At 44.0% G+C, this 24945-nt stretch carries 21 protein-coding genes; 11 read left to right on the top strand and 10 right to left on the bottom strand.

What is annotated here, in order from left to right; translation table 11 throughout:
* Positions 1-35: 35 nt before the first annotated feature.
* The 6 genes from ACJJIS_RS10320 to ACJJIS_RS10295 form a co-directional block, all read right to left on the bottom strand.
* On the bottom strand, positions 36-560 hold the full coding sequence (locus tag ACJJIS_RS10320) for a hypothetical protein (RefSeq protein ID WP_475710206.1): 525 nt from the start codon (positions 558-560) through the stop codon (positions 36-38).
* On the bottom strand, positions 557-5404 hold the full coding sequence (locus ACJJIS_RS10315) for an RHS repeat-associated core domain-containing protein (protein ID WP_475710205.1): 4848 nt from the start codon (positions 5402-5404) through the stop codon (positions 557-559). The genes ACJJIS_RS10320 and ACJJIS_RS10315 overlap by 4 nt, the downstream gene beginning before the upstream one ends.
* Positions 5405-5509: 105 nt before the next feature.
* A complete protein-coding gene (locus ACJJIS_RS10310) occupies positions 5510-6049 on the bottom strand; it encodes a hypothetical protein (protein ID WP_475710204.1) in 540 nt (179 codons plus the stop codon).
* 1124 nt (positions 6050-7173) lie between these two features.
* Positions 7174-7485 (bottom strand): hypothetical protein, encoded by a 312-nt coding sequence (locus ACJJIS_RS10305; RefSeq protein WP_475710203.1) that lies wholly within the window; start codon positions 7483-7485, stop codon positions 7174-7176.
* A 915-nt stretch (positions 7486-8400) separates the two neighbouring features.
* Positions 8401-8799 (bottom strand): NAD(P)H-binding protein, encoded by a 399-nt coding sequence (locus tag ACJJIS_RS10300; RefSeq protein ID WP_475710202.1) that lies wholly within the window; start codon positions 8797-8799, stop codon positions 8401-8403.
* Between the two features lie 28 nt (positions 8800-8827).
* On the bottom strand, positions 8828-10198 hold the full coding sequence (locus ACJJIS_RS10295; protein WP_475710201.1) for an NAD-dependent succinate-semialdehyde dehydrogenase: 1371 nt from the start codon (positions 10196-10198) through the stop codon (positions 8828-8830).
* Between the two features lie 528 nt (positions 10199-10726).
* Here ACJJIS_RS10295 and ACJJIS_RS10290 point away from each other — a divergent pair.
* The 3 genes from ACJJIS_RS10290 to ACJJIS_RS10280 all read left to right on the top strand — a co-directional run bounded on the left by ACJJIS_RS10290 (position 10727) and on the right by ACJJIS_RS10280 (position 13506).
* Entirely contained in the window at positions 10727-12040 is a 1314-nt protein-coding gene (locus ACJJIS_RS10290) for an acetyl-CoA hydrolase/transferase family protein (RefSeq protein WP_475710200.1), read from the top strand.
* Positions 12041-12048: 8 nt separating this feature from the next.
* A complete protein-coding gene (locus tag ACJJIS_RS10285; protein ID WP_475710199.1) occupies positions 12049-12897 on the top strand; it encodes an HpcH/HpaI aldolase/citrate lyase family protein in 849 nt (282 codons plus the stop codon).
* A gap of 81 nt (positions 12898-12978) precedes the next feature.
* Positions 12979-13506 carry a MaoC/PaaZ C-terminal domain-containing protein gene (locus ACJJIS_RS10280; RefSeq protein WP_475710198.1) on the top strand — a complete coding sequence of 176 codons (528 nt, stop codon included), beginning with the start codon at positions 12979-12981 and terminating at the stop codon, positions 13504-13506.
* Positions 13507-13640: 134 nt separating this feature from the next.
* Here ACJJIS_RS10280 and ACJJIS_RS10275 read toward each other — a convergent pair whose 3' ends face one another.
* From ACJJIS_RS10275 to ACJJIS_RS10265, 3 genes are read right to left on the bottom strand one after another with little or no spacing between them, the layout of a single operon-like run.
* Positions 13641-13940, bottom strand: a complete 300-nt coding sequence (locus ACJJIS_RS10275; RefSeq protein ID WP_413665795.1) for a putative quinol monooxygenase — start codon at positions 13938-13940, stop codon at positions 13641-13643.
* A 32-nt stretch (positions 13941-13972) separates the two neighbouring features.
* A complete protein-coding gene (locus ACJJIS_RS10270) occupies positions 13973-14425 on the bottom strand; it encodes a DMT family transporter (RefSeq protein ID WP_444917145.1) in 453 nt (150 codons plus the stop codon).
* 58 nt (positions 14426-14483) lie between these two features.
* On the bottom strand, positions 14484-15158 hold the full coding sequence (locus ACJJIS_RS10265; protein WP_444917144.1) for a type 1 glutamine amidotransferase domain-containing protein: 675 nt from the start codon (positions 15156-15158) through the stop codon (positions 14484-14486).
* A 122-nt stretch (positions 15159-15280) separates the two neighbouring features.
* On the opposite strand from ACJJIS_RS10265, the gene ACJJIS_RS10260 reads away from it, so the two are divergent.
* The 7 genes from ACJJIS_RS10260 (at position 15281) to ACJJIS_RS10230 (ending at position 22377) form a co-directional block, all read left to right on the top strand.
* Positions 15281-16162, top strand: a complete 882-nt coding sequence (locus ACJJIS_RS10260) for a LysR family transcriptional regulator (RefSeq protein ID WP_108733243.1) — start codon at positions 15281-15283, stop codon at positions 16160-16162.
* Between the two features lie 105 nt (positions 16163-16267).
* Complete coding sequence (locus ACJJIS_RS10255; RefSeq protein WP_475710197.1) at positions 16268-17071, top strand: CLCA_X family protein; 804 nt, start codon at positions 16268-16270, stop codon at positions 17069-17071.
* Entirely contained in the window at positions 17055-17291 is a 237-nt protein-coding gene (locus ACJJIS_RS10250; RefSeq protein WP_475710196.1) for a hypothetical protein, read from the top strand. Before ACJJIS_RS10255 ends, ACJJIS_RS10250 begins: the two co-directional genes overlap by 17 nt.
* Before the next feature lie 277 nt (positions 17292-17568).
* Positions 17569-18267 (top strand): response regulator transcription factor, encoded by a 699-nt coding sequence (locus ACJJIS_RS10245; RefSeq protein WP_475710195.1) that lies wholly within the window; start codon positions 17569-17571, stop codon positions 18265-18267.
* On the top strand, positions 18264-19622 hold the full coding sequence (locus ACJJIS_RS10240; RefSeq protein WP_475710194.1) for a sensor histidine kinase: 1359 nt from the start codon (positions 18264-18266) through the stop codon (positions 19620-19622). The genes ACJJIS_RS10245 and ACJJIS_RS10240 overlap by 4 nt, the downstream gene beginning before the upstream one ends.
* Before the next feature lie 118 nt (positions 19623-19740).
* Positions 19741-21756: a TonB-dependent receptor gene (locus ACJJIS_RS10235; protein ID WP_475710193.1), complete on the top strand. Its 2016-nt coding sequence runs from the start codon at positions 19741-19743 to the stop codon at positions 21754-21756.
* 63 nt (positions 21757-21819) lie between these two features.
* On the top strand, positions 21820-22377 hold the full coding sequence (locus tag ACJJIS_RS10230) for a PepSY-associated transmembrane domain-containing protein (protein WP_413665787.1): 558 nt from the start codon (positions 21820-21822) through the stop codon (positions 22375-22377).
* Positions 22378-22518: 141 nt separating this feature from the next.
* Here the strand turns inward: ACJJIS_RS10230 and ACJJIS_RS10225 are convergent, their stop codons facing one another.
* Entirely contained in the window at positions 22519-23154 is a 636-nt protein-coding gene (locus tag ACJJIS_RS10225; RefSeq protein ID WP_475710192.1) for a CatA-like O-acetyltransferase, read from the bottom strand.
* A gap of 512 nt (positions 23155-23666) precedes the next feature.
* Between ACJJIS_RS10225 and ACJJIS_RS10220 the strand changes: the two genes are divergently transcribed.
* The gene (locus ACJJIS_RS10220; protein WP_475710191.1) at positions 23667-24617 is read left to right on the top strand and encodes an IS5 family transposase; all 951 of its coding nucleotides are present in this window, start codon (positions 23667-23669) and stop codon (positions 24615-24617) included.
* Positions 24618-24945: the final 328 nt, after the last annotated feature.

Genomic DNA, 24945 nt, shown 5'->3' with positions numbered 1-24945 from the left:
ATACTCATGGAGTGCCGATTCCGTGTTGATGTAAATTAAATAACTATGGCTTTCAGCTTAGCCCGTTCAATCTTATCTCTGCAGCTTTCTCGATTAACATAACAATCGATAGTAATTCCTTCCGTAGAAAACTCGTATCGAATTCCATTTGTGGCTTCGAGTGAAAAAAAACCTCCTTCTTCACCACTAAAAAATAATTTTGAATTCGGTATAAGCTTTTGTATTTCTTCAAAAGGTTTTCCAATACAAATACCGTTAACACAAAAATCAACATCAATTATTGATATTTTGCTGATGGAATGGCTATTTATTTCGATCTCTGCTAGTACAGAGTTGTCACATATTTTACCCCGAAACTTATAGCTTTCCCCCTCTTCTGTATAGACGGGAATCTTATCATATGAGCCTTGGAGTAATTTTTCGCTTCCGCCTAAAGAAAGCTCACAGACTCTTTTTCCGCTAACTGAAAACTCTTTAGTCAACCCTTGAGTTGCCCAAGAACATGAGCCAGCGGCTAAAACTAGAAGTGTTGCTGTAATTAAATTAATGAGTTTCATCATGGATTGGGCTTCCGCTTCCATTGTCTATAATATTGTGTCCCCGGACCAACATTCTTTTGATCAACGTGAACTGATCCTGAGTTATACAAGTTTACACGCTCAAAGTCTCCTGAATCTACAGCAGCTTTCGATAGATCCGCACCTGACATTCCTGTTACTGTAATATCAGCGGCATCACCTACCGTGTGCTGAGAAGTAGAAGCTACTGTATTCGATGTTTTTCCCTTTAGGGAGTTTTGTTGAGCTTGTGTTCTAACCCCGCTATGGACATTAATCGTCTTATTGACGTCTTCACTTAAATCTAAAAGTTTATTTTCCATAGTAGATGTAACTGTCGCAGGGGCGTTATTGGCAGAAGCTTGTGGTTTCAGCTTTAACGAACCAGAAGGGGTAGTTGTAGACGTATTGCCATTAGTTCTAGTATCAGTTCTAGAAACTGTTATTGAGTTATCTGAATTTGTAGTTCTAGATATAGTTTCAACGCAATGCTTTTCACCGACTGAGCACATACCCGTAGGGTCGGTATATTTATACGGATTGTTGTTTGCATACATATATCTGTTAAATCCATGAATACCGTTTTCCGTACTTAGGTGCGTAACTGTGCCCATCGGATCATTCGAGTAAAACCTACCTAGATTGGGGTCATAATATCGAGCTTGCATATAAGACAAATCAAGATCGGCATCAAATTTGTGAGCTGTGTAGCCGACATCATCCACTTCACCTTCAATACTTTTTCCATAAGGCCGGTAATGTTGTTTACCAGAATTATCGGCAATAACACCATCTTTTGCGACGAGTCTGTCTCCAAGATAAATGTAATTGATACCACCTGCAGGCGTGTATCGGTGAAGTAGTACACCATTCCTATTGTAAATACTATAACCTGTGCCTTCACTATCTACCGTTCTAACACGCCGATTGTAAGCGTCATAAAGATAGCTATTAGAATCGGAAGTGGTCATTTGACCGGCTAAATTATAGGTGAATTTCCGATGGCTATTATTGACGATATTGCCGCGTGAATCATATTGAAAATTACTGTAACTCTTAGAAGCTGATCCGCTGCCAGTGACTGAACTCAGTCGGTTCAGACTAGTATCATAATTATAATCCAGAGTACTGTCTTTGCTTTGATAATAGGTGATATTTCCTAGGCCATCATAGCGTATAGTACTGTTGCCAATGCCACTATTCCCATAAGTCCTTGTCAGTCGGTCAAGCCCGTCATAGCTTAAATCGGTAAGGCTATAATCAGTGTCAATATTATCTAATATACGAGTAACATTGAGGTTGTTGTCATAGAGGTAACTATAATCCAGCGCTTTAACATTGCCACTAGAGTCTTCAATATTGCTTGGAGTCTGAGCGCTATTAAGCATGGTTTTATGGCTAAGGCCATTGCCAAAATCAAAACCATTGATCAACCCATTCGCGTAATACACTGCATCGTCTACATAGGTAAATGCACTATAGCCATTTGCTGCTTCTCGAACTGCCTGAGTTGCTTGCCCAAAGCCATTGGGAGCGAAACTCACTTGACTGGCATCAGGATAGATTATTGACGAAAGGTGTGCTAAGGAATCATAGGTGTAATCAAGAGAAAAATTTATACTTCCTTCTATATCTATAACTTCATCTTCAGGCAAGTTGAGGTTATTGTAACTGTAAATATGGCCTACTGTTCCAGCAGCAATTAATGTTACATTCCCATTATTGTCGCGTTGATAAAGCATATCTGGTGAACTATCAGAGAAATCAACTGAATGGAGTCTACCTAAATTATCATATCCATACAGAGTTGCATCACTAGGTTGGCTACTTAAACAGTTACTGTAGTTTGAGCTAATATTCTGAGCCGTCCAGAGATTCTCGCCAAGTGCATTTTTACTATATGCTGTACTTCCGATATCTTTTCTAGTAACCAGGCACAGTTGTTTATATGTGTCATAATAATGATTCTCGGTCTGGCTTATGGTAGTGCTTGAGGTTTTACCCGGCCCAGACTGAGTAATAGATTTCACTAAATCAAAGATATCAATATTGATATCAGTTACGACACTTTCCGGAGATTCAATTTTTATTGCTTTTTCATAGGACGGTTCCCCATAAGCAGAGTAAGTAGTCGTCGTGATATTTTTTTCCGCATCTGTTTCTTCGACTATGTTTCCTGATCGATAATCATATGTAACAGTTCCTAAACCTGTTTTAGATATGGATTTGATACGCCCTAAAGCATCATAAGTATTTGTTGTGCCGCCAGTTTCGACACTATAATAGCTGTTAAAGGAGGAAAATAATATTTGATTATTAAAGTTGTAGGTAAAATTTCTATAAATAGTATTTTCACTGGGCTTAGTCTGACGTCGATTCTCCGCTTCTGTACTTGCCAGCCGCATTAAGCCATCATAATCTTCTTGTGTTTTTAATGCGGTGGTTCCATTAATACATGCGTTCTGCGAAGCATTCAATTTACAGCGTGTTAGAGTTCTTGTGTTGGTGTCATCATCCCACTGATACAGTGTATCTGCCCAACTGTAATTGTAATCGGTATCATCTTCTAAATCCTTGGCTATAAGGCGCCCTATTTCGTCGTATTTATATTGTGTGGTAACGCCATTAAAATCTGTAATGCTGGTAAATAAACCATTATCGTCAACTGTTCTCGATAGTATCATTTCACCTGTCGTTTCTCGACGAGGTACGGTAATTGTTTGTGGAATGCCACGTTTATAATTACTATATTCTATAAACCGATTGCCAGTGCCAAATGCTAGCGGCGCATTAAATTCAACTCGGCTTGGATTTCCCTGGGCATCGTAAGATTTATAGGTTTTGACGAGTTGTCCAAATTTGTACTGCTTGCTTGGTAGTTTTTGGCTGGTATAGCGGTTGGTATAACTAAAGGTGCTGTAGTTTAGCTTATCTGTCTCGGTGTAAGAATTTGAATTTCCATTACTACTTACAGAGCTGCTTACGAATTGATCCAGTACCCAGTTGCTATAGTCATTTAAATAGCTATATTTAGTATATTTTTCTCGAACGGTCGAGCCTGATTGATTTTTATGTTGCTCATGGCGAATTAGTGGTGTGCCAAAAAAGCTAAAGTCTTCAAACTCTGTTAAATACTCATCATTTTCGATAGTTCTTCTGGATTTTAAGCGGTATCCGTTTTCATCGGGACTTTGCCGCAACCACCACTTAGAACCAACAGCTGGGATTAACTGATAGTCAAGCTGCACCTCCCGAAGCAATTTTGATGAGCCGTTATTTGGCGCAGAATAATTTTGAAGAGCAATAACTGAGCCAAAATTGTTAGACAATCTATCGCGGTTGGTATAATAGCTAACATAGCTAAGATCAGGCATTGTTACCGTTGTGCGACCACTGAGATATCGATCAACACTCTCCGGGACATCACCCTGTAATTTTTCCGCCTCGGTTATCGTTGGTACATAATTAAACATCTCCTGGAACTCACCTTTATGGTTTGAGTACTGATAGGACCATGTGTAGCTCTTATTTGCATCGTAATCAATTCTTTTCTTATCTAGTGCCATCGACATATGGCATCGGTCAAGCTCTTCGTCAATAAATGGACGTCGTTTATAGTTCGCCAATGATATAATCGTTGGTTTAAAGTAAAAAACTCCACTCAAGTTCCCTGGGGCTTCAATCTCTACGTTAATATATTTACCTTCAGTTCTTGCACTACAGCCTCTATACCGCCCAGTCATACCTGTTTCCCAAAAATATCGGTAGGGATCTTCAGGGCCTGCTGTACGATAAGTCCACTCCTGGCCATTCGGCATAACTACTTTAAATGTCGAATTTGAGATTGAACTATTGCTAGAGTAATAATATTGCCACTGCCTGTTGTTAGCAGAAACAGTCTTTCGTCCATTTACAAGATTGACGTCAATTTTCTGACCATCGTTCTGGGTGATACTACTTAATTGATTGATCAAAAAGTAATTTTGATCTATATCAAAATCTTTGCGGTAGCGGATGTCATAACCGTATATTGCGCTATTACCAAACCGATCTTCTATTTTGCTGATATAGAGCATATGGTATGTCTTTCTAGCATAAACCTCTAGAAAGTCAGGATGCTGAAGATATGGCCTAAGCTCATCGTTCATTTTGATCAAGGCCGGCCTTTGGCTATAAACATCGAAATAGTATTTTGTGCCTTTAGGGGAAGTTGCTAAAAAACCATTGATATTAGAGTTGGGGGAATCATAGCACTCTACACGCCAGCCACTATTAGTGATAAAAGGAGAGTCAGTAGGACTCTTGGGGTTGTCATTAATTAATAGGCGCTCTCGCAGTAAGCCTGGAATATGTAAGGTAGGGGGCGTGGCAAACGGGAGGTTACTATCTTCATTAAGATCGTACGCTAATTCATCGGGATTACGATAGCTTGTTGAGCAAAAGTTTCCATCAGTCAAAGCATCGGGCTCAATATTTTCTGCTGGACCAGTTGCCCGCTTTGCATAACTGGACTCTATTCTAGGTATATCTTCGACCCAGCCGTACGCGGCTCCATAGCTAACACCAAAGGAGATATTGTAAGCGACTGATAAATCTCCTAAAGGCTGGAGTTTTACATCACTTCTTCTAAAAGTGACAGCTCCCGATTGTAAATCTAGTTGTTCGTTAAAAACCTCAGAAGTCAAGGGCTCAACTTTATCACCCACAGGGAAAAGCACTGTCGCCAGCTCATCTTCGGTCATGGCGTAAGTATTTAGGCTAAAAATAACCCCTGACAAAAACAAAGAACAGTAAATATATAGTGTCAGTGGTACAGTATTACTGATCAGTTTTCCAGATTTCTTCATTCAAAGTATTCCCGATAAATTCATAATGTTCTCGATAGTAACCCCTGTCACTGTGAGGTCATCTGTAAAACATTAGGCTCAAATAAAAGTTATTCTATAGAGTATTTAACGACTCAAAACCTGACCATTAACATCAGTTTCTGCTGCGGGCGAGCCCAATAAGTCGGTATGAATAAATATTACGCGTCGTTCAGGTTTAGAGGCAGTGAAAACCGATGATGTACCGTCATTAAGCAGAATGACTGTTCCATCCGCCCCACCCAAGGAGACCTGTATATCTAAATGACCATCAGTGTTTGTATCAACATATTGAATTCGATTCCCGCTCAATAGCGATGGGGCGACGGCATTAAAGATAGAAATTGAAATAGACTCGACGACCCAGTTTCCATTCACTTTTTCTAGTTTAAGTACCTGCCCATCCTTATAGGCAGGTATAATCACCATAATCTCCACCCCAATTGGCACCCATATGGAGTTTGTTTTCAAATAATATGTGCTACCGTCCGCGTATAGCTGATAGGATTGATCGAGGCTGTAAGAAAAGCTAGGTGCTGCATGGAGTAAAAAAACTAAGTTTATAAGGCTGAAATACTTCAACCTTAAAAATGAGCCAAAAACTTTATTCTTAAAAATAGTTAACATACAGAGTCATTCCTTTAAATGATACAAAAAACGCGCAATTAGAACACACTCCAAAGATGTACAACAACCAAAACATTTGGATTAGGAATAGGAGTACCTGTCAAACCTGTCCCGCCCCCTTAGTTAAGAGTTATATTTGTAGCCTTTCATTAGGTTCGGACAATAATAAGGACACGAAAATTAAAGACGAAGAGACCTATTCCACTTTTGGTATCCATTTAGTTATACGCACTGATAAGAAAATTATGGAAGATCTGGTTAGCTTGCTGCTGTGAAGTTTTCAGTGTGGCCGCTGACTCAAAAGTAGGCCCAATCCGCTAGCTACCGATTCTAGATACCCAATATCTGGCCCATGTAGACCTCGGCCTGATCCATGCGAATATCGCGAAGATGCTTCAAGAGTCTGATTACACTTCAATTCAACAGCGTATTCTTGTGGCAGCCTAAGTTGAGCAACCCAAAAATCTACTTCCATTTGTCGGCGCTGAGCGTTTGAATATACTGAGAGGGCTACCCTTTCTGCTAGGTCAGTATTTGGCGCTAGTAGATTGGGCTAGCCGACATTTAGCCCCCAAAAAGCGCGGTGCCACTTCTCAAAACACGCTCCCTGTCCTTGAACGGCTGGGCACCTCAACCAAACATGGGCTCTATTAAAATTGGAACTTTGAAAGCCGCTTTAAAAGCCTGATGGGATCAGCAGGGGCTGTGCGACAGGCATGTATTCAGTTCAATAAACGCTGGGTACATGGCATAGGTAATTGCCAAGGTTTCCATTTGGCAACACCCTACTAATTCCCTCCCAACCTTCGATGCTATTCCTTCCGATTTAGCTAAAGTTACGCAATTAAACCTAAAGCTTAATTTTCAGCATTTCACATCGTCCGAATTAGACCAGGAGAAATGGCCTTTAAAGTGAAAGGCCTGTACTATTTCTGACGTCATCTTTTAATCTGTAGGTATCCTAGTTTTGCTTCATCGAGGCTCACAATGCTGAAGCTGTAAAACCATTTAAATGGACAAAGCCCTCCGGTCAAACCATCGCTTTTGTAGAGCGTGCAAAACAATCGCTATAGAATTAACCGGATGGACCACTAGAAACTACCAGCTTCTCGAATTCGTATATTCTACTTTAAATATACACCAATTATTTTCCCAAAATCTCCATCATTAACACAACCATCAAATCGAATCATAACTTCTTTTTCAGCCATTTGAGCCGAAAGTAACATAGAAAAAACGGCATCATATTTTTCATGGCTTGTATACAAGACAAATCTATCTGTATTACAGTAGCCCGACTGGTGATCCACGTAGGCATGACCGCTTTCACTAAAAATATGAAGAAATGATGGGACTGCATCACCTGTGTAAGCTGGTTCCGCTGCTGCTGAGACTGCCAAAAAACAGGAAAAAATTATTGATATTGCATATTTCATTATTACTTCTCCAAATACTATTTAGATTGCTGGGGTGGTAGAAAAACTCGCTCACCTTTTCACATTATAATCTTACATTAAAACAGCACATATTAAGTAGTGAAAACTAACTTAGGTTCACGCAGGATACTCATTTGTGCCTAATATTTAACCAGTCATCTGGGGGGGGGGAGGCTGAACTTCAACTTTCTACAGCTAGAAGACCCGCTAAGCTGTCCGCAATTTGTGCAAAATGGGAGCATTGCAGCAGCACCCCTTTTTTTAAGTAGACGCCATCTTAAATTCATCTTATGTGGTCATTCCTTCATATTCGTCTGGACTTTTTTTAATCTAAGGATTCTCTGAATAACTCCGTAATACCTCTGCTGGTCTTGAAGGCTGCAAATGTTAAACGGAGCTCGCAGCAAATGGCCTTAGTCCTTTGCAAGAGCTGCAACTCAGCAGTTGTGGCCTTCAAGACCCGCCCTTCGGGGCTTGCAGAGCGATCTACACTCCGACTTCTTGAAAGGTCTAGATTCCTGCGAAGCCGCGCCTTAAGTAAGCAAAAGCCATAGAAATGATCAGAACAGCTCATGTAATGCTTTCACTATGAATGCACTGAAAAATATTGTTAATTCATCTATGCGGGACAAAAAAGTGGCTCTTAATGAGTATTGTGCGCTAATGATTGAGGCACACCATATTTATAAAACTATTGGCCTTAAAATCCATTCAATATCAATGATTCTGACTTCACATGAGTTTAGAATTTGAAACATCGATTGCGATTAAAGACCTCATAACCCCTAACTAGAGTATCTTAAACTTTACTCGAAGGGCGTGAGACACGGAGCGTTGGCGGGGTCGGTAGCGAAGAGAATACTGGTGACTTACTCAAGTGAGCACCTGAACATATATAAAGTCACTCTTTCCGATTTACTCAACTGCAATCTGTTTGGCTTTAAGGTAGAGTTGAAGTTCTTTAGGCCCTTGCTCCTTTCGCCCGGCAAAAATGGAACTCAATAGAATAAAGCGCGATATACCCGCGCTTTTCGTTGCATCACAAAGGTGGATAGCACCATCCCGATCCACAGACTCCAATGCTTTACCCTTGGAGCCCGCAACAAAAATGACTGCATCTTGCCCCTTTACCGCATTGTTCAGGGACTCCTTCTTTGTCAGGTCTCCAAGAATGGGGCGCGCATCTGTACTACGCAAATTATCTTGTTGGGATTCCTTGCGGACCATAGCGGTTACCTCGTGCCCTTTGTCGACAAGTTTACCCACAAGGATTTCACCGATTGCACCGTTAGCACCCGCCACAAGTACTTTCATTGCTCTGCCCATGTCTATATTGCGCTACTTAGAAGTACCGTATCAGCTTTTGATTGACAAACTCTTTAATACCTAGTTCTCCCAGCTCCCGGCCATAGCCGGATTTCTTCACTCCTCCCATAGGCATACTGGCGTAGCTTGAAGCGGCATGGTTCACGAAGGCAGTACCACATTCCAACTGTTCCGCGACACGGCGCCCCCTTTCATGGTCCTGGGTATAGACAGAACCACCCAGACCAAAGGGGCTATCATTGGCCATCTTAACCGCTGCCTCCTCATCGGGAACCACCCAAACACAAGCGATGGGGCCGAACAACTCCTCTACTGCTGCCGGGGAACCAGCGGGTATTTCAGTTAATATACCTGGCTCGATAAATGCGCCATTACGCTTACCCCCCACTAGCAGTTGGGCGCCTGCCTTAACGGACTTGCTGACTTGATCCTCAAGTTGCTCAGCAGCCTTTTCGGTACATAACGGACCGTAATCTGTGCTTTCTACAAGAGGGTCACCGGATTTCAGCGCTTGGAACAGCTTGGTAGCTCGGTCTAGGAATTCTTCAGCAATGGGCTCCGTTAGAATGATTCTCTTCGCAGCCAAACATATCTGCCCGCAATTGCCCAGCTTTCCCTCCGCAAATCGCTGTATCGTTAAATCCATATCCGCATCTTCGAGCACGATAAATGGATCAACACCACCCAGCTCCATAACAGTTTTCTTTACATTGCGGCCAGCTTGCTCTGCAACCATTGCACCGGCGGCATTGCTGCCAGTAAAGGAGATTCCTTTGACCCTATCGTCATCAATAATGGAGGCAGCCCCACCGGATGTGATCGGTAGATTGGTATAGACTCCTTCCGGTACCCCTGCATCAAACAACAGCTGTGCGAAGGCTTCGGCACACTGGGGAACATTAGAGGCATGTTTAGTAAGTACAACATTGCCGGCGATCAAGTTGGCGGCGGTAAAGCGAGCCGGTTGGTAGAAGGGAAAGTTCCATGGTTGGATGCCGTAGACCACTCCTAAGGGCTGGAAGACTAAAGTGCCCTCCCCTTCGCGGGTGGAAAGCTGCTGTGGAGCTAGGATTTTTTCGCCCTCTTCGGCGTAGTAGTCAAAAATTTCAGCACAAAGTGCCAATTCACCTTGACCATCACTGAGCTTCTTACCCATTTCTAACGCCATCAGGCGGGCAAGTTCTTCGGATCGCTCCTCAAATAGGTTGCTTGCACGCTTTAGTATCACTGCTCGATCACTAAAACTTCGGTTTCTCCAGCTTACAAAGGCTTTGTCTGCGCGACCGATCGCCTTGTCGAGATCCTCTTGTGACATTTCGTGATAAGTCTTCAGAGTTTTACCGTTTAAGGGGTTGACGGAAATCAGTGGACGTTTTGACTTTGTCATGAATAGACTTCCAACGGTTGCTTTAGGAACCGCTAAAGAACTATTTGGAATAGTACCAGTGCGGCATCTACGAGTGTTTGCAAAAGTGTAGTTGCTGAGGTTTGGCATACCATTGCTTGATGGATCAGCTAAAGTCACATCATTCTTTCTTATAGACAACTGATAGGCAGTAATCTTTGGTGAATAGCACTTAAAGCTAATGGAACACCATTAAGAGATTTAGGTACTTTACGAATACCACCGTGGCATAAAGATCAACTGCGGAGCTTTTAGAACATACCGACTGCATAGAATCGAATCTGCTCAAACAAGCTGCATGATATTCATCGTTAAGTCACTAGCCCTTCTGAAACAAGCTTTAATTCACAAACTATAATCGCAGGGCTTAGTAGCTCTTACTTCCTTATCAGTGCTTGATAGCAAGTCTATGAACGTTTTCTGCTTATTAACGCCTTTGTAACAGGACCGTAAGAGCGACAGCAGCCGCTTCAAGGATCACAGTGTGGCCAAATAATCGGTTAATCTGCTATGGATAACAACGCCCTGTATAAAAAGAAACAGCTAACACCGGAAGAAGCAGTTAATTTAATCCCAGACGATAGCGTTATTTCTATCGGCATGCGCACCGCTAGCCCACCAGCCCTACTTTCAGCACTTGAGAAGCATATTCGAAATGGATTTATCACACATTTAAAAGTCTATTATATGCGCTGTGGGAAGGTTGCGACGGAAACAATTTTTCAAGAAGATCTAATGGACCGGGTTAGGCCTTACTCTTCAATGCTAACTAAAGACGAAGTTAAATTAGCAAATGCTGGATTTTCAAAAGGGGAAAAATATATTAACTATGTCCCTATATCTTTTAGTCGATATCCTCAAATAATCAGAGAGCAAGTTAAAATAGATGCTTTTCTGGTAACTGTTGCGCCGATGGATAAGCATGGTTATTTCAACTTTGGCACTAATGGTGATTATGCTATTGAGTTGTCGCGCCACGCAAATCGATTAATTGTGGAAGTGAATGAAAATATGCCACGTACAGCGGGGGCCACCTTGTTGCACATTAGTGAAGTGGATGCCATTGTTGAAAATAATATGGAATTAGCGGAGGAATCTCCAAAAGAGATTACCGATTTAGATAGAAAAATTGGTGACTACATTGTTCCGTTAATACCTGATGGCGCAACTATCCAAATGGGTATTGGCGCTATTCCGAATGCAGTGTGTGAACAACTAACTAAAAAGAAAGATTTGGGCATTCATACCGAGGTAATAACACCGGGTATGATTAAGCTTATTAAGTCTGGAGCAGTAACTAATGCCCGAAAGACAATTAACCCTCATGTGAGCGTATTCACTTTTGCAGCTGGAGACAAAGAACTATTTGACTTTATAGATGGCAATCCATCTATGTTCTGTCTGCCCGTGTCATATGTGAATGAACCCCAAATAATAGCCCAGATCGATAATATGATCTCAGTCAACTCATTTATTGAGATTGATTTCAGTGGACAGGTCAATGCGGAATTCATTGGACATCAATTCTCCGGTGTTGGTGGGCAACTGGATTTCGTGAGGGGAGTTTACTACTCAAAAAATGGGAAGACTATTCTGGCCAGTAGCTCAACGGCACAGCGTGGTAATACCTCCAGGATAGTTCCACGTTTGAATTCTATAACCACAGACTCTCGGTTAGATATCGATTACGTGGTAACCGAGTACGGAGCTTGCAGACTTATGGGAAAATCAACCACAGAGCGGACCCTCGCCTTGATTGAAATCGCACACCCTAAATTCCGTAAGAGCTTATTGGAGCAGGCCAAAGAGCAGAACTTTATTTGAGCGATAAAATGAACAACTTAAAGCTTTTCCCCGCATTGTTATTCACCCCTGGAAACCAACCGGAACGATTTGCTAAGGCGTCTGAAGTTGGGGCGAATGGAATAATCATTGATCTCGAAGATAGCGTACCAGTGGAGGACAAAGATAGTGCCAGGGATATCGCGATCGATTTTTATTCAAGGCCAAGCTCGAATGGTGTTATAAGTGCAATTCGGATAAATAGTTTGTCAACGATCAATGGAATAAAAGATATGGCTGAAATTATTGATAAAAAGCCATTTATAGATGTGGTGCTTTATCCGAAAACAGAATCTCAACATGATATCAACCTTATCAGTGAGCTCTTGAGCGAAGCCTATAAGGATATTTCGATTATAGCCTTAATTGAAACCGCTCAGGGAGCATCCAATTTATATGATATCGTTAACTGTAGCTCTGAAAAGTTGCAAGGTTTGATGTTTGGGGCCGCTGATTATGCAGCCGATCTGAATTGTGAATGCACCCCACAAGCACTCATATGGGCGCGCATGAAATTGGTCGAAGCTGCCGCACTCAAACAGATAGCTTGCTATGACTCCCCTTGTTTTAACTTTAAGGATGAAGGTGGACTAATTAATGAACTCAATGAGGCTCAATCGCTTGGCTTTAGTGGCAAGGCAGCTATTCACCCTAAACAAGTAAAAACTATCAAGATATCTTTTAGACCCACACTAGACCAGTATAAGGAAGCAAAGGAAATCGTTCGTATCTACAATGAATCCTCAGGTAAAGCCTGCCAATATGAAGGCCGAATGATAGATATCCCGATCTACTCTAAGGCCCAGCAAATAATCTCAAACTTTAATAATCTTAGCTAAAGGCTACTCCAGCAAAAATCTACAAGTGCTGTGGGCATAACCAAGCGAACTTAGAGCCACTCAACCAAGGAGGCAATATTGATGGGATTTAACCCCTATAAAGAGATTGACAACAATCGATATCGCGAAGATTTTGGCTTCTACTTCGAGGACTTTGTAGAAGGTATCATTATCGAGCACCGCCCAGGTAGGACGCTGACGCGAACAGACAATACCTGGATGACCCTGTTAACTATGAATACGGCGCAACTCCATTTTGATGCCCATTACGCAGAGAGCACTGAATGGAACCTTCCATTAGTAGATAGTACTCTGACATTGGCTATTGTCACGGGTATGACTGTAAATACTATTAGCAAGAAAGTTGTTGCCAATCTTGAGTGGGACAAAGTTAAACTGCTCAAACCTGTTTTTGAAGGTGACACGGTTTATGCAGAAAGTGAAGTCATTTCTAAACGTGAATCCAAGTCTAGACCAACACAGGGTATTGTTAATGTAGAAACCCGTGGTATTAATCAGCGAGGAGATACTTTTATGAGCTTTCAGCGAACAGTTCTGGTTTATAAGAAAGGCCATGCCCCTAATTATGAGATCAAAAAAATAACCTAACAGAAAGACTATCTCATTGGTATAGATGTACTTCTTTAAGCCGATGTCCGATTTGACTCACCTCAATGAAAATGAAGGTATTGATGTTATAAAAGTGAGAATACAAAAAGTTGCAATATAAAATAACGGTTGTGCTAGATAGTTTTTACCTCCGTATATTTTTCGATTCTTGCCTCCGCAGCAAGAAGTGGATTCAACTTTGCAATGATGGTTTTTAAGTGGTCTGTATTCCAATGCTGCATTTCAGCTTCAGAAGACTCCCAAACTTCTAGCGTAGTGAAAACATTGCCTTCATCCTGTGAGGGTAAAATTTTATAGGATAAACAGCCAGACTCTTGTTCTGACTTACATGCCAGCTCGATTAACAACGCTGATGCCTGAGAAGTATATTGTGGGCGGATTGTGACTTTTGCCATAACGATTAAATTAGCCATATGCTCTCTATACATAACCATTTTTTCTGAAATTAAGAAGTGCGTTTCACTACCAACAGTACGCCGACAACCATCATGGCGAGACCAATAAGGCGCTTGGTATCCAAGCTGGTTTGCTGCGCACCTAGTAGCCCAAAATGGTCGATAACGCTGATGGCGAGCAGTTGCCCTAGAAGAACGAAAGATACCGCATTACCCACACCATACCTTGGCGACACCCAAGTCACACTCAATATATAGAAAGCCACCAGAATCCCACCCAAGTAAAAGTACCAGGCAATATCTTTGCTAAAAACAGCACTGGGTAACCCCTCCGTTTTCAAGAGATAGGCTGCGGAGATTACAAGTCCAACGAGAAATAGCAGTGTAGTTGCCAGGGCTGAACTACCAAGCTTGATACCCAGTCCGCTATTTAGTGTTGCCATTACCGGTATGCCGATGCCTGCAATAAGCATTAGAGATGGGTAGATAATCGCATTTTGCACTTGGGATACCTCTACTCAGAATCGCAGCCGACCCAGGAGGGTCGGCTGCGAAGGTCACTTAGTTAGCCAGTTGCTTGACAATGGCAACGCCAACACCGTGGGCACTCGCTGGGTTCTGGCCACTAATCACCCGCCCATCTTCAATAACAAATTCCTGCCATGGCTGTACTTTGCTATAACGTGCAGCTCCCCTTGCCAGAGATTCTTCCAGCAAAAACGGAATATCATTAATAGTGCCGAAGTCGATCTCCTCCTCACGGGTGAAACCAGTTACGGATTTGCTGGCCAGAAGCTTCTCACCATTACTGAGAGTGATAGGCAGGAAACCGGCAGGGCCATGGCATACTGCTGCTAAGATACCGCCCTCTTCGTAGTGCTTGGCACTCAACTTTGCGAAATCTTCATTAGTTACCAAGTCAGAAAGCAGACCAAATCCGCCCGGATAAAAGACCGCATCATAGTCAGAAATATTCAATTGACTCACAGGAATGGTGTTATTGATACGATTTTGGAATTCAGAATCATTTAGTACTTTTTGATTGACATCGTCACCCTCGATATCGGTGCCATAGATTGGTGCTTTACCCCCTTCAATGGAGGCGATGTCATAGTCGACTCCACTCTCCATAAATACGTGAATCGCGTGAGTCAACTCAGGTGAGTAGGTGCCATTTGCCTGGTCAGTTTCACCAAGGGTGGCGTGGTTGGTCACTGGAATTAGTATTTTCTTCATGTTTCTTTCCTCTGTTGGTCAGTATTCAGTGGGGAGGGATTGTAGATTGTCCCTCTCGTGCTGATAATGCGTAAAACCTGTTAAATACCTTTGCAGAATGGCAACAATCGAGATTGAGAAACATGGAAAATTTTGACGGTATAGTCGAGTTTGTAGCGGTGGCAGAGAGCCAAGGTTTCTCAGCGGCTGCCAAGCAACTTGGCTGCAGTACTAGCCATGTGAGTAGGCAGGTCTCCCGTCTGGAGGAGCGCTTGGGCTCATCCCTTTTGGCCCGCTCAACACGTCAGGTAAGTCTGACCCAGGCCGGGACTGCCTATTACCAGCGGTGTAAAGAGTTAGTGATTGGCCTGCAACAGGCGAATGAGCAGGTTAGCCAGCAACAGTTTCAGCTCAATGGAACACTAAGAGTTAGCGGTGCTGGTATCTTTGCTGAGCAATATGTTGCCCCTGCCCTGATGGAGTTTGGCTTGAAACACCCGGGGTTGAAAATCGACATGGACTTCAATAGCAGGATGGTCAATTTCGTCGAGGATGGGATTGATTTTGCCATACGCTATGGTCGCCTTGAGGATTCCGGCTTAGTTGCTCGTAAACTGGCCGACCGCCAAATGATGGCTGTCGCAAGCCCGAGTTACCTGAAAGAAAATGGTATACCCAATCACCCCGATCAACTAAAAACGCAGAGTTGCTTGGTGGCTAACAATGACGAATGGGTTTTTGACCTGAATGGAGAGCCTGTAAGCGTAAAGGTTAGTGGGCGCTGGAGAACAAATAATGCCCATGCGATCGTGAAAGCTTGCGAGCAAGGCTTGGGTATAGCTTATATGCCCAAAAGCAGTTTCAGTGGTTCAATTCAACAGGGCTTACTGGAGCCTATCTTGGAATCTTTTTGTGGGCGCGGAGCCAGTAGCTGGATCGTGTATCAGAATCGTCGCTTTTTACCCATGCGAGCGCGAATGGCGATTGACTACTTGGTTGATTACTTTTCTGACTGGGTGGAATAGAAAGCGATTGGATTCGTTGAAAGGGATAGAAGCACTTCCGATTTCTTGCAAGCCTTCAATCCAGAGGATTAATATCCCCCCTCCTCCAATCGACTGGCATTGATTATGGTCCTGACCAGGGCATTTTATCGCAGTGGTCACACTGCAACCCAGCAACGACAACCCGTTTCGTTTGTGGATGTCAGGAAGCGATTCGGCTTTCGCTCAATTGCTGTTGGCCGATGGGTCACTCGCGAGGAGCGAGATCGGGCCGCTGGGCTTTTTTATGATGCACTTGTTGATCTAATGGCCATTCTTCAAGGACCGGAAGCATTGATATCCCTCCGAGGTACATTGTCTTTTCAATATGGAATCGGCGGGCGCCCAGGGATGGCTGCCTTTTATGACCCTACTGCCCGGAGCTTTTCTCTTGCCAAGAACGCGGGGCCTGGCTCTATTGCCCATGAATGGTTTCATGCATTTGATCATTACTTAGCCCAAAAAGCGTTCAGTGATACGTCCAGTACCATGTATGCCTCAGAGGCCTGGTTACGGAATGCAACTCCAGTGCCCCACCCGCTCAATGACTTACTTTTTACGTGCTTTAAAACTGTGATGCTGGATGAGAGTGGTAATAACCTCAGTGACTTGGTGACTGCTTCCATCAGAGCCGATAAAGCAAATGGTTCTGTCTACTTCAGTGAGCCTGTAGAGCTGAGTGCTCGGGCTTTCGAAGCATTTATTCAGGATGCCAGTATCAACAATAATTTTTTGGTTGCTGGCTCAAAGGCTAGTCAAGAGGCAAAGTTGGGACTGTATCCACAGGGGCAGCAACGCAAAAGAATTAACCAGGCTTTCACAGCCTATTTTTCCTATTTAGGACGAAGCCTTAGGGCTTCCACAGGTGGAGACAATGACGTCAACTCTTAGAAATACCTTTCTTCTGGGCACGGGCCTTCTCGCTAGTGTAGTCGCTTGGGGATGGGCTGAACTTTCAAAAAGCTATGAATTGATTGCAATAGCCAGCGATCCCGTGCTGTCAGCGGAGCGTGGATTCATTGATGCGAAAGATGATTTCATTCATAGACGGGCTAAGTTCGTGGATGTTTATTCTCCAGGTGTTGGCCATGTAACGCCCGGGATACTATAAGAGGACTTGAAAGGTAAGTATGCTGAGTTCAGACCTCAGGAAATATTTTTGCTATGTGGAACCGGCTTTCATATTGAAGATTACGCTCTGGATAGCGAGCAGCACGAACACAATAAATTTTATGCTCAAGCATACAATGCTAAGTTATTGGAACTCATCAGCAGTTCAGCCCAGCGCTATGATTGAACAAATATTCATCTCTTCAACTAACTATATTTAGGCTTTGCTCATTGTGGTAATTTGCTCCACAACCAGTTTGCATACAGCCAATGTCTTCATGAGCCAAAAACCTTCCACACAATCCAACATCCTTATCGTTGAAGACGATCGCGGTCTCAACGACCAACTTTGCGAAATGATCCAAAGCGCAGGATACCAGGTCAACGCTTGCTTTGATGGCAATACCGCATTGCTGGAAGCTGCCAGGCAACAACCTCAATTAATTTTGCTCGATTTGATGCTGCCGGAAATGGACGGTATTTCTCTACTCAAAATTTTACGCAAAACCAGTCAGGTTCCGGTCATCATCCTAACTGCCAAGGGCGCTGAAGAGGAGAGGATCGCGGGCTTTCGCCATGGAGCAGATGATTATGTGGCCAAACCATTTAACAAGACCGAACTGCTACTAAGAATTGAGGCACTATTGCGCCGCAGTCAACCAGTGATGCTGGAGGCTGTCCACCATACAGAAATCGATAACCTGCAACTCGATTTAAATGCTCAGCAAGCATTCACCGGCGGTCTGGCAATTGATTTTACCGCTACCCAGTTTAAATTGTTGTGGGAGTTAGCGGTTCACCGGGGAGAGGTATTGAGCAAAGCCTATCTCTCACAGCAAGTTCTCAACCGTACTCTGGGTGCCTATGACCGCAGTTTGGACATGCACTTGAGTCGAATCAGGCGCAAGTTGACTGGAGCAGGATGGCGTGGAGACCGGCTACAAACAGTACATGGCAGAGGGTACTGTTTGAAATGAACCGCAAACTTTTTTGGAAACTATGCCTTCTGATTACTGCGGGCATTGTCTCTCTCTTTTACCTGATCAACTCCCTGACTATTCGCACCGAGGAGCAGATGAGTATGCTGGAGGCATCTCATCGAGAGGAATTGAAAGAGTGGGGAAAGGAGGCGGAAGCGCGGTTTCTCTCCGGCAACGAGGGGGAATTGGAACAGTGGTTAAAAGAATTACAGGAGAAGGAAAACACCTGGGCCACAGTTACCCAATATGAGTTAATCCATGTAGCAGGTGAGACGGGTAATGAACATCGTTACATCGGCTATAACCTCGGCCGGGATGTGGATTGGAAGGTCCACCTGTATTTTGAAGAAAACCCGGTGATGGAAATTCCTTTTGCAACCGAGCAAACCAGTCTCTTGGTACTTCTTCCCGATAGGATGCGTCCCGGCAGCTACTGGAAAACAACACGACTCCTGCTGCAAATACTCCTGCCAATGGGAATCCTGGCTTTAGTTTCCGTGATGCTCTATCGCCATATTATGCACCCGCTGCGCAAACTTGAGCAGGCAACACGGGAGTTTAGTCGGGGAAACTTTGATGTTCGAGTACACCGCCAATTAGGTAACCGCGACGATGAGATTTCTGAATTAGCCAAAACTTTTGATCAAATGGCGACGCGGATAGGAGAGCAGATCGTCAACCAGCGCCAGCTAATCGCGGATCTATCTCACGAACTGAGAACTCCACTCACCCGACTGGATATTGCCATAGAGGGAGCTGGCGCAAGTCACGCTGATGATAAAAATATCCAGAGGATTCAGCGGGAGTCTGTTCATATCAGGCGTTTGGTAGACGATACACTCACCCTAGCCTGGCTGGATAACGAACAGCCTTCTATAGGTATCGAAGACTTGGACCTGGTTGACCTTATCGATGTGATTGTCGAGGATGCTCGTTTCGAATTTCCCGATCGCACTATCTGCACTCATTTGCCAGACTCGGCTGAAATAAGACAGTCTAATCACAAGGCGGTAGGACAAGCCTTGGAAAATATCTTGCGTAACGCCATGCGCTATACCCCGAAGGGACAAGCCGTTCATGTCCTTCTGGAGGGAAATACGAAAAACAGATTTGTTATTGATATTGAAGACTCTGGCCCCGGAGTTCCCGAAGCACTACTGGACAGTATCTTTAAGCCTTTCTTCCGAGCAGATCAGTCTCGCACATCAAAATCGAAAAATTTTGGGTTGGGCTTGGCGTTGGCGCGACGCCAGCTACATAGCGTGGGCGGAACCTTAGAGGCCTCCAACCGCTCTGTAGGAGGATTGTGTATGAGAGTAACTCTCCCCATTCAATCTTTGAAGCCTGCATAATGTATCTCTCCAACACACTGATGCAACTAAATGTAACAAATGCAACACTGCTGTACTTCACAACTGCCAATAGGAATAATTCGCATTAGCAAATAGGTAACTCTGTGAAGGACAGCCAATGGCCCGCAATATTTCCCACAATAAATACGTGTTACTCCCCTTGATGGTATCCAGTGCCCTGGCCTCTGGCATCAGCCAGGCACAGGAAGTACAAAAGCAAGAGGATAACGCTGAAGCCGCGATGGAAACTGTAGTAGTTGTCGGCGTGGCGACTGATACTGAGATTACCCCTGACGAACTCGATAAGCAGCAGGCAAATGATCTTAGTGATGTCTTCCGCCAGATTCCGTCCGTATCTGTTGGTGGATCGGTGGGTATTGCGCAGAAAGTCTATATCCGTGGCATGGAAGACACCCTTCTCAACGTTACCGTTGATGGTGCTCCTCAAACCAGTACCCTCTTCCACCATATTGGCCGGGTATCCATAGAGCCGGAGTTGCTGCAGAAAGTTGAAGTGCAAGCTGGCGCAGGCGAAGCTACCAGCGGTGCTGGCGCTATTGGCGGTGCTATCCGCTTTGAGACCAAAGATGCGGACGACCTACTCGATGAAGGCGAGCAGTTTGGCGCAATAGTGAAAGGCTCGTTCTTTAGCAATGATGGCGAAAAAGCCAGTGCTTCAGTTTATGGAAAAATCACTGACAACTGGGGACTGCTCGGATCATTTGTGACCGTTGATCGCGATGAGATGGAGGATGGCGACGGTGACACTATCTATGGTACTGCTGCCGAGCAGGATTTCGCCTTTATAAAATTAAGTGGCGATTTATCTGAAAATCAAAAGTTGAGCCTCAGCTTCGAACAACGGGATGAATCTGGAGAGTACGGCCAACGCCCCAACTGGCCTGCCCTTGAGGGAGATACTCTCTACCCAATGGATGCTGACCGCCAGACTTTTGTCGTGAATCACCAATTTGCTCCCAGCGCGTTGATCAATCTTGAGACTACCGTATATCACACAAAGTCAGAAGTGGAGCAGAATGTATTCGATAGATGGGGTAAGTACGGTGCCTCAGTAGAAACCCTTGGCTTTGATTTGCGTAATACCAGCAATATCGGCCAGCACACCCTCACCTACGGCATCGAAGCCCGTGAGGATGAAGTGGAAAGCCGCTACCTCTCGGAGCCTTATACCGGTATCTCTTTCCGCGAAGAAGGCCAGGTTCGCAGTGCCTACATTCAGGACCATTGGCAGGCAACAGACGAACTATTACTGAGTTTTGGTCTCCGCTACGACGAATACGAGCTGGAGCAAGTAACCCATGGCGATGAGACTGATAGCCAAGGTTTCAGCCCCAATATCGGTATGAGTTACTCTTTGACCGATGCGATCACCCTCACCCTGGGCCACGCAACAGCGATGCGCGGCAAGGAAGTTGGAGATGGGTTTACGCTGGAATCGGCAGAACTTGCACCTGACCTAGATGCAGAAACCGTCGACAATACTGAGCTGGGGTTGGAATACAGCCAGGATGGACTTGAGTTAAAAGCCGCTGTCTACCGCAGTACGATCGATGACGTTATTCTCGATCAGCTCGGAGGTGGTACATACTACGAAAATGTTGGTGAGCTAGAAACCGACGGCTTTGAACTTAGTGCTTCTTACGCATGGGATAATTTAACGCTGAGCGCGGCTTTCAGTCACAATGATTCAGAGCTTAATGGGAATACCGTAGAAGCCTATGAACACAATGGCTTGGCGAATGCCCGTGGCGACACCTATAACCTGAACGCTAACTATGCAATTACACCTAAGTTAGAACTGGGCTGGAACTACACTCGTGTTGATGAGCTGAGTAATATTGAGGTTTTACACCGTGCAGTAGAACTTGGTTGGATCGATAGCACCCAAACCGTAGATAAGTCTGGTTACGATGTGCACGATCTATACTTGCACTGGGAGCCTTTGGCAGATGATCGCCTGAATGTGAATTTAGCCGTTCAAAACCTGTTTAATGAGCAGTACCGGGATCACTCCAGCGTGGCCGATTATACCAATATTCCTGGCTGGGATATTGTATCTGGAGTTTATGAGGCGGGCCGAGACGTTCGACTGTCAGTAGACTACCGCTTCTAATCTCCTTTATTTGTTTATTTACTATCAGGGCGCAATGCACTTGCATTGCGCCCTTTGTTGCCTATGAAATCCAGATACCGTTTACTGTGGATCAAGCTCCACACCTATTTTTCCTGCTTTTTTCTACCCATTGCCATTTTGTATATCGCCACGGGCGTGCTCTACCTATTTGATATAGAGGGGGGCGTCGACGAACAATTTGAGTACACAGTTTCTCTACCCAAGGGCTTACCCAGCAATGAGCAAGAGACCCTAGATACTATATCTCCGTTTGTTCAGCCCACAGAAGTATCATTGCCGGCAGATTTCTATTTGGAGGATGAGTGGATTGGCTGGTATGGCTACAAACGCCAAGTCTATTTGGAGCCTAGCCAGGATAAGCAATCAGCGATACTTCATGTAAAAGAACATGATCTATGGCATCAATTTCTGCTGATTCATAAAGGTCATGCTGGCCCCCTCTTCTGGTTCTCATCCATTATGCTTGGTGCGAGCCTGCTATTTAGCTTGATTAGTGGATTAGTGGTTGCTTTTGCGGTGCCAAAATTCAGGAAGACTTCTATACAATTTACTTCTCTCGGGCTTATTGCACTGGTAATTGCCTTTTTTATTGGGGGCTGAAGTTTCACCATTTGAGGGAGTTCTAGCTAGGGAGCCTCTGAGCAGCTATATGCATCTCTATAGCTCTTCAAGGTACACATTATGCGACTTTAAGAGCGGGTTCACGAAATTACCCAGAGCCCCTAGCTCCAGCTTAAAACTTTAAGCCAGTTGACAAATCTTATCCTCCAACTGCTGTTTAAATTGATAAAGATGGATGCCATCCAGAAAGCAGTGATTAACTTCAATATACATCGAAGTGACAAGGCGGCCCTCCTGGCGATGGTATTTACCCCAGAAAATAAAAGGTATTCCTGGATCACAACCTTCTTTCTGTACAGGCTTTACCTGTAGACCAGAGAAGTCGCCCCAGGGGTAGCAGCTGATATTCAAGATATCATGGCGGCTGATGAAATTTTCTACGGGGAGGTACTCAGATTGTGCCTGTGAAAGTTCCCTTGCCTTGTGGACGAACTCTGTCAGATTCGTTTCCATTCTTGCCATAACGAGTTTGAATAACTCATTATCCCCTAAATCAGAAAATAACGGGTGCAGCATGTCATGCTCAATGGGCTGGCCATTGACGATACGATGCCTGAAACCCGCTATTTCATTTCCCACCTGCGTGACAAGAAAAATAAGGCTGTAATAAAAAGGGAGTGTATTCTTTTTACAGAAAGATACCAGATTTGTCACATCGACCGGCTGGGTTAAGCCTATCCGAGTTGACCCTGCACTGCTCATAAAAAATTCAAAGTGGGCCTTTCTATTCCAGCGTTCGATATCAATAGGAGTCATGGACATATGAATATCGAGCCTTCAATGGATATTCATAGTTTAGGGTAGATTATAAGCAGCATCGGTGTTGCTAGTAGCTTTTATCTAGTTAGGACACCTGGAATATATTTAGAGGCATTAGCTACCATGTTGTAATCGCCATATCAAAACGCTCTTCCCTTCAGGCTAATACCATTTTAGCAACGCTACCATATACCTCTTTCGCCCCTGCTAGGGCACTAAAATAGGTCCCAACAACAGACTGTGCCACCCCATAAACAGCGATCAACTGTGCATAATTTGCAAAAGTGATGTTCCTGCTTATAAGTTTTAAGAAGGATACGACTCTCTATAATAACTTCCAGTTTCTACAGCGAAATATCATCTAGATAACCAGGACTATTAACTATGACTACCAAATACGAAAATGCCGTTTTGGATGATCAAGCATTGATCGAGGGACTTAAGGAACCTCTGAATAATTCTGAGTCAATTTGGTAATATTCACCTACCCATCAAGACTACGATGAATCATGCACCAAGTCACCTTTGCCGAAGCAGAATATAAGCTAAAGCGTCGTATAACTCGCCGAGAGAAGTTTCTTTCTCAAATGGAAACCCTCGTCCCATGGCAGCGACTAGAAGCTCAGATCACTCCTTGTTACCCACAAGGTAAACGTGGCCGACAGCCATATCCATTGAGTGTCATGCTTCGTATTCAATGCATGCAGCTATTTTACAATCTCAGTGATCCCGCTATGGAAGATGCACTGTATGAAATTAAATCCATGCGTAGTTTTGCTGGATTGACTTTGAGTAGCCCAATTCCCGATGAAACAACGATTCTTAACTTTCGCCACTTACTGGAGCTCAATCAGCTAGGTGCAGCTCTTTTTGATGAAATCAACAAACACCTTGCTGAGAATGGGATGGTACTGCGTGAAGGCACGATTGTAGATGCCACTATTATCTCTGCGCCAACTTCAACTAAGAATGAAAAGAAAGAACGTGACCCGGAAATGCATCAAACAAAGAAAGGCAATCAGTGGCATTTTGGGATGAAAATGCATATCGGGGTTGATGATGTGCTCGGAGTAATACATAGCATAGATACAACAGCAGCGAATTCGCATGATGTCACAACCACAGAGCGAGTTCTCCACGGGGAGGAGAAAAGAATCTGGGGAGACTCTGGGTACATTGGTGCGGAGAAACGTGAAGAGTTGAAAGAGCGGGAGGCGGATTGGTATATAGCAATGAAGCCGAGCAAGCTAAAAACTCTTCCAGGGCGTGATGCACTCCGTAAAGCGGAAAAGATCAAGGCGCAGATAAGAGCGAAGGTCGAGCACCCCTTCCGCTACATCAAACGGGTATTTGGTTATGACAAGGTCCGCTATCGGGGACTGGTAAAAAATACTGAGAGGCTGTGCTTACTGGCAGGCTTTACCAACTTATTAATAGGGAGAAAATACTTGGCTGCCTAGGGGTGGTTCGCCTGAAACCCACCTATTGAGGGTTTCAGATGAAAAATTAGGGGACTATTACGCGAAAATTACGCGTTTGTGCGTAATAAAGTGAATTTTTCAAGCAGCTCAGCTTAATTCTGGAAAAATGCTTCGTTGATCAGAGGATCCTTAAGTCTATCAACCCGGTATGGGGAGATCTAGCTGTACGAGTCGCGGGTGAAGTATGGGGAAAGCCACTTCTAGATCAAAAAACCAAAGCACTAATCACTATCGCTATTGACCAAATGGCGCTCAAACAAGGGGCAACGTATGAAGAGATTGAGGAATTGATTGTTTTTGCCTCAAT

The organism is Microbulbifer maximicatervae (SeqCode), assembly GCF_056231245.1.
This window is presented reverse-complemented; position numbering and strand designations above follow the sequence as displayed.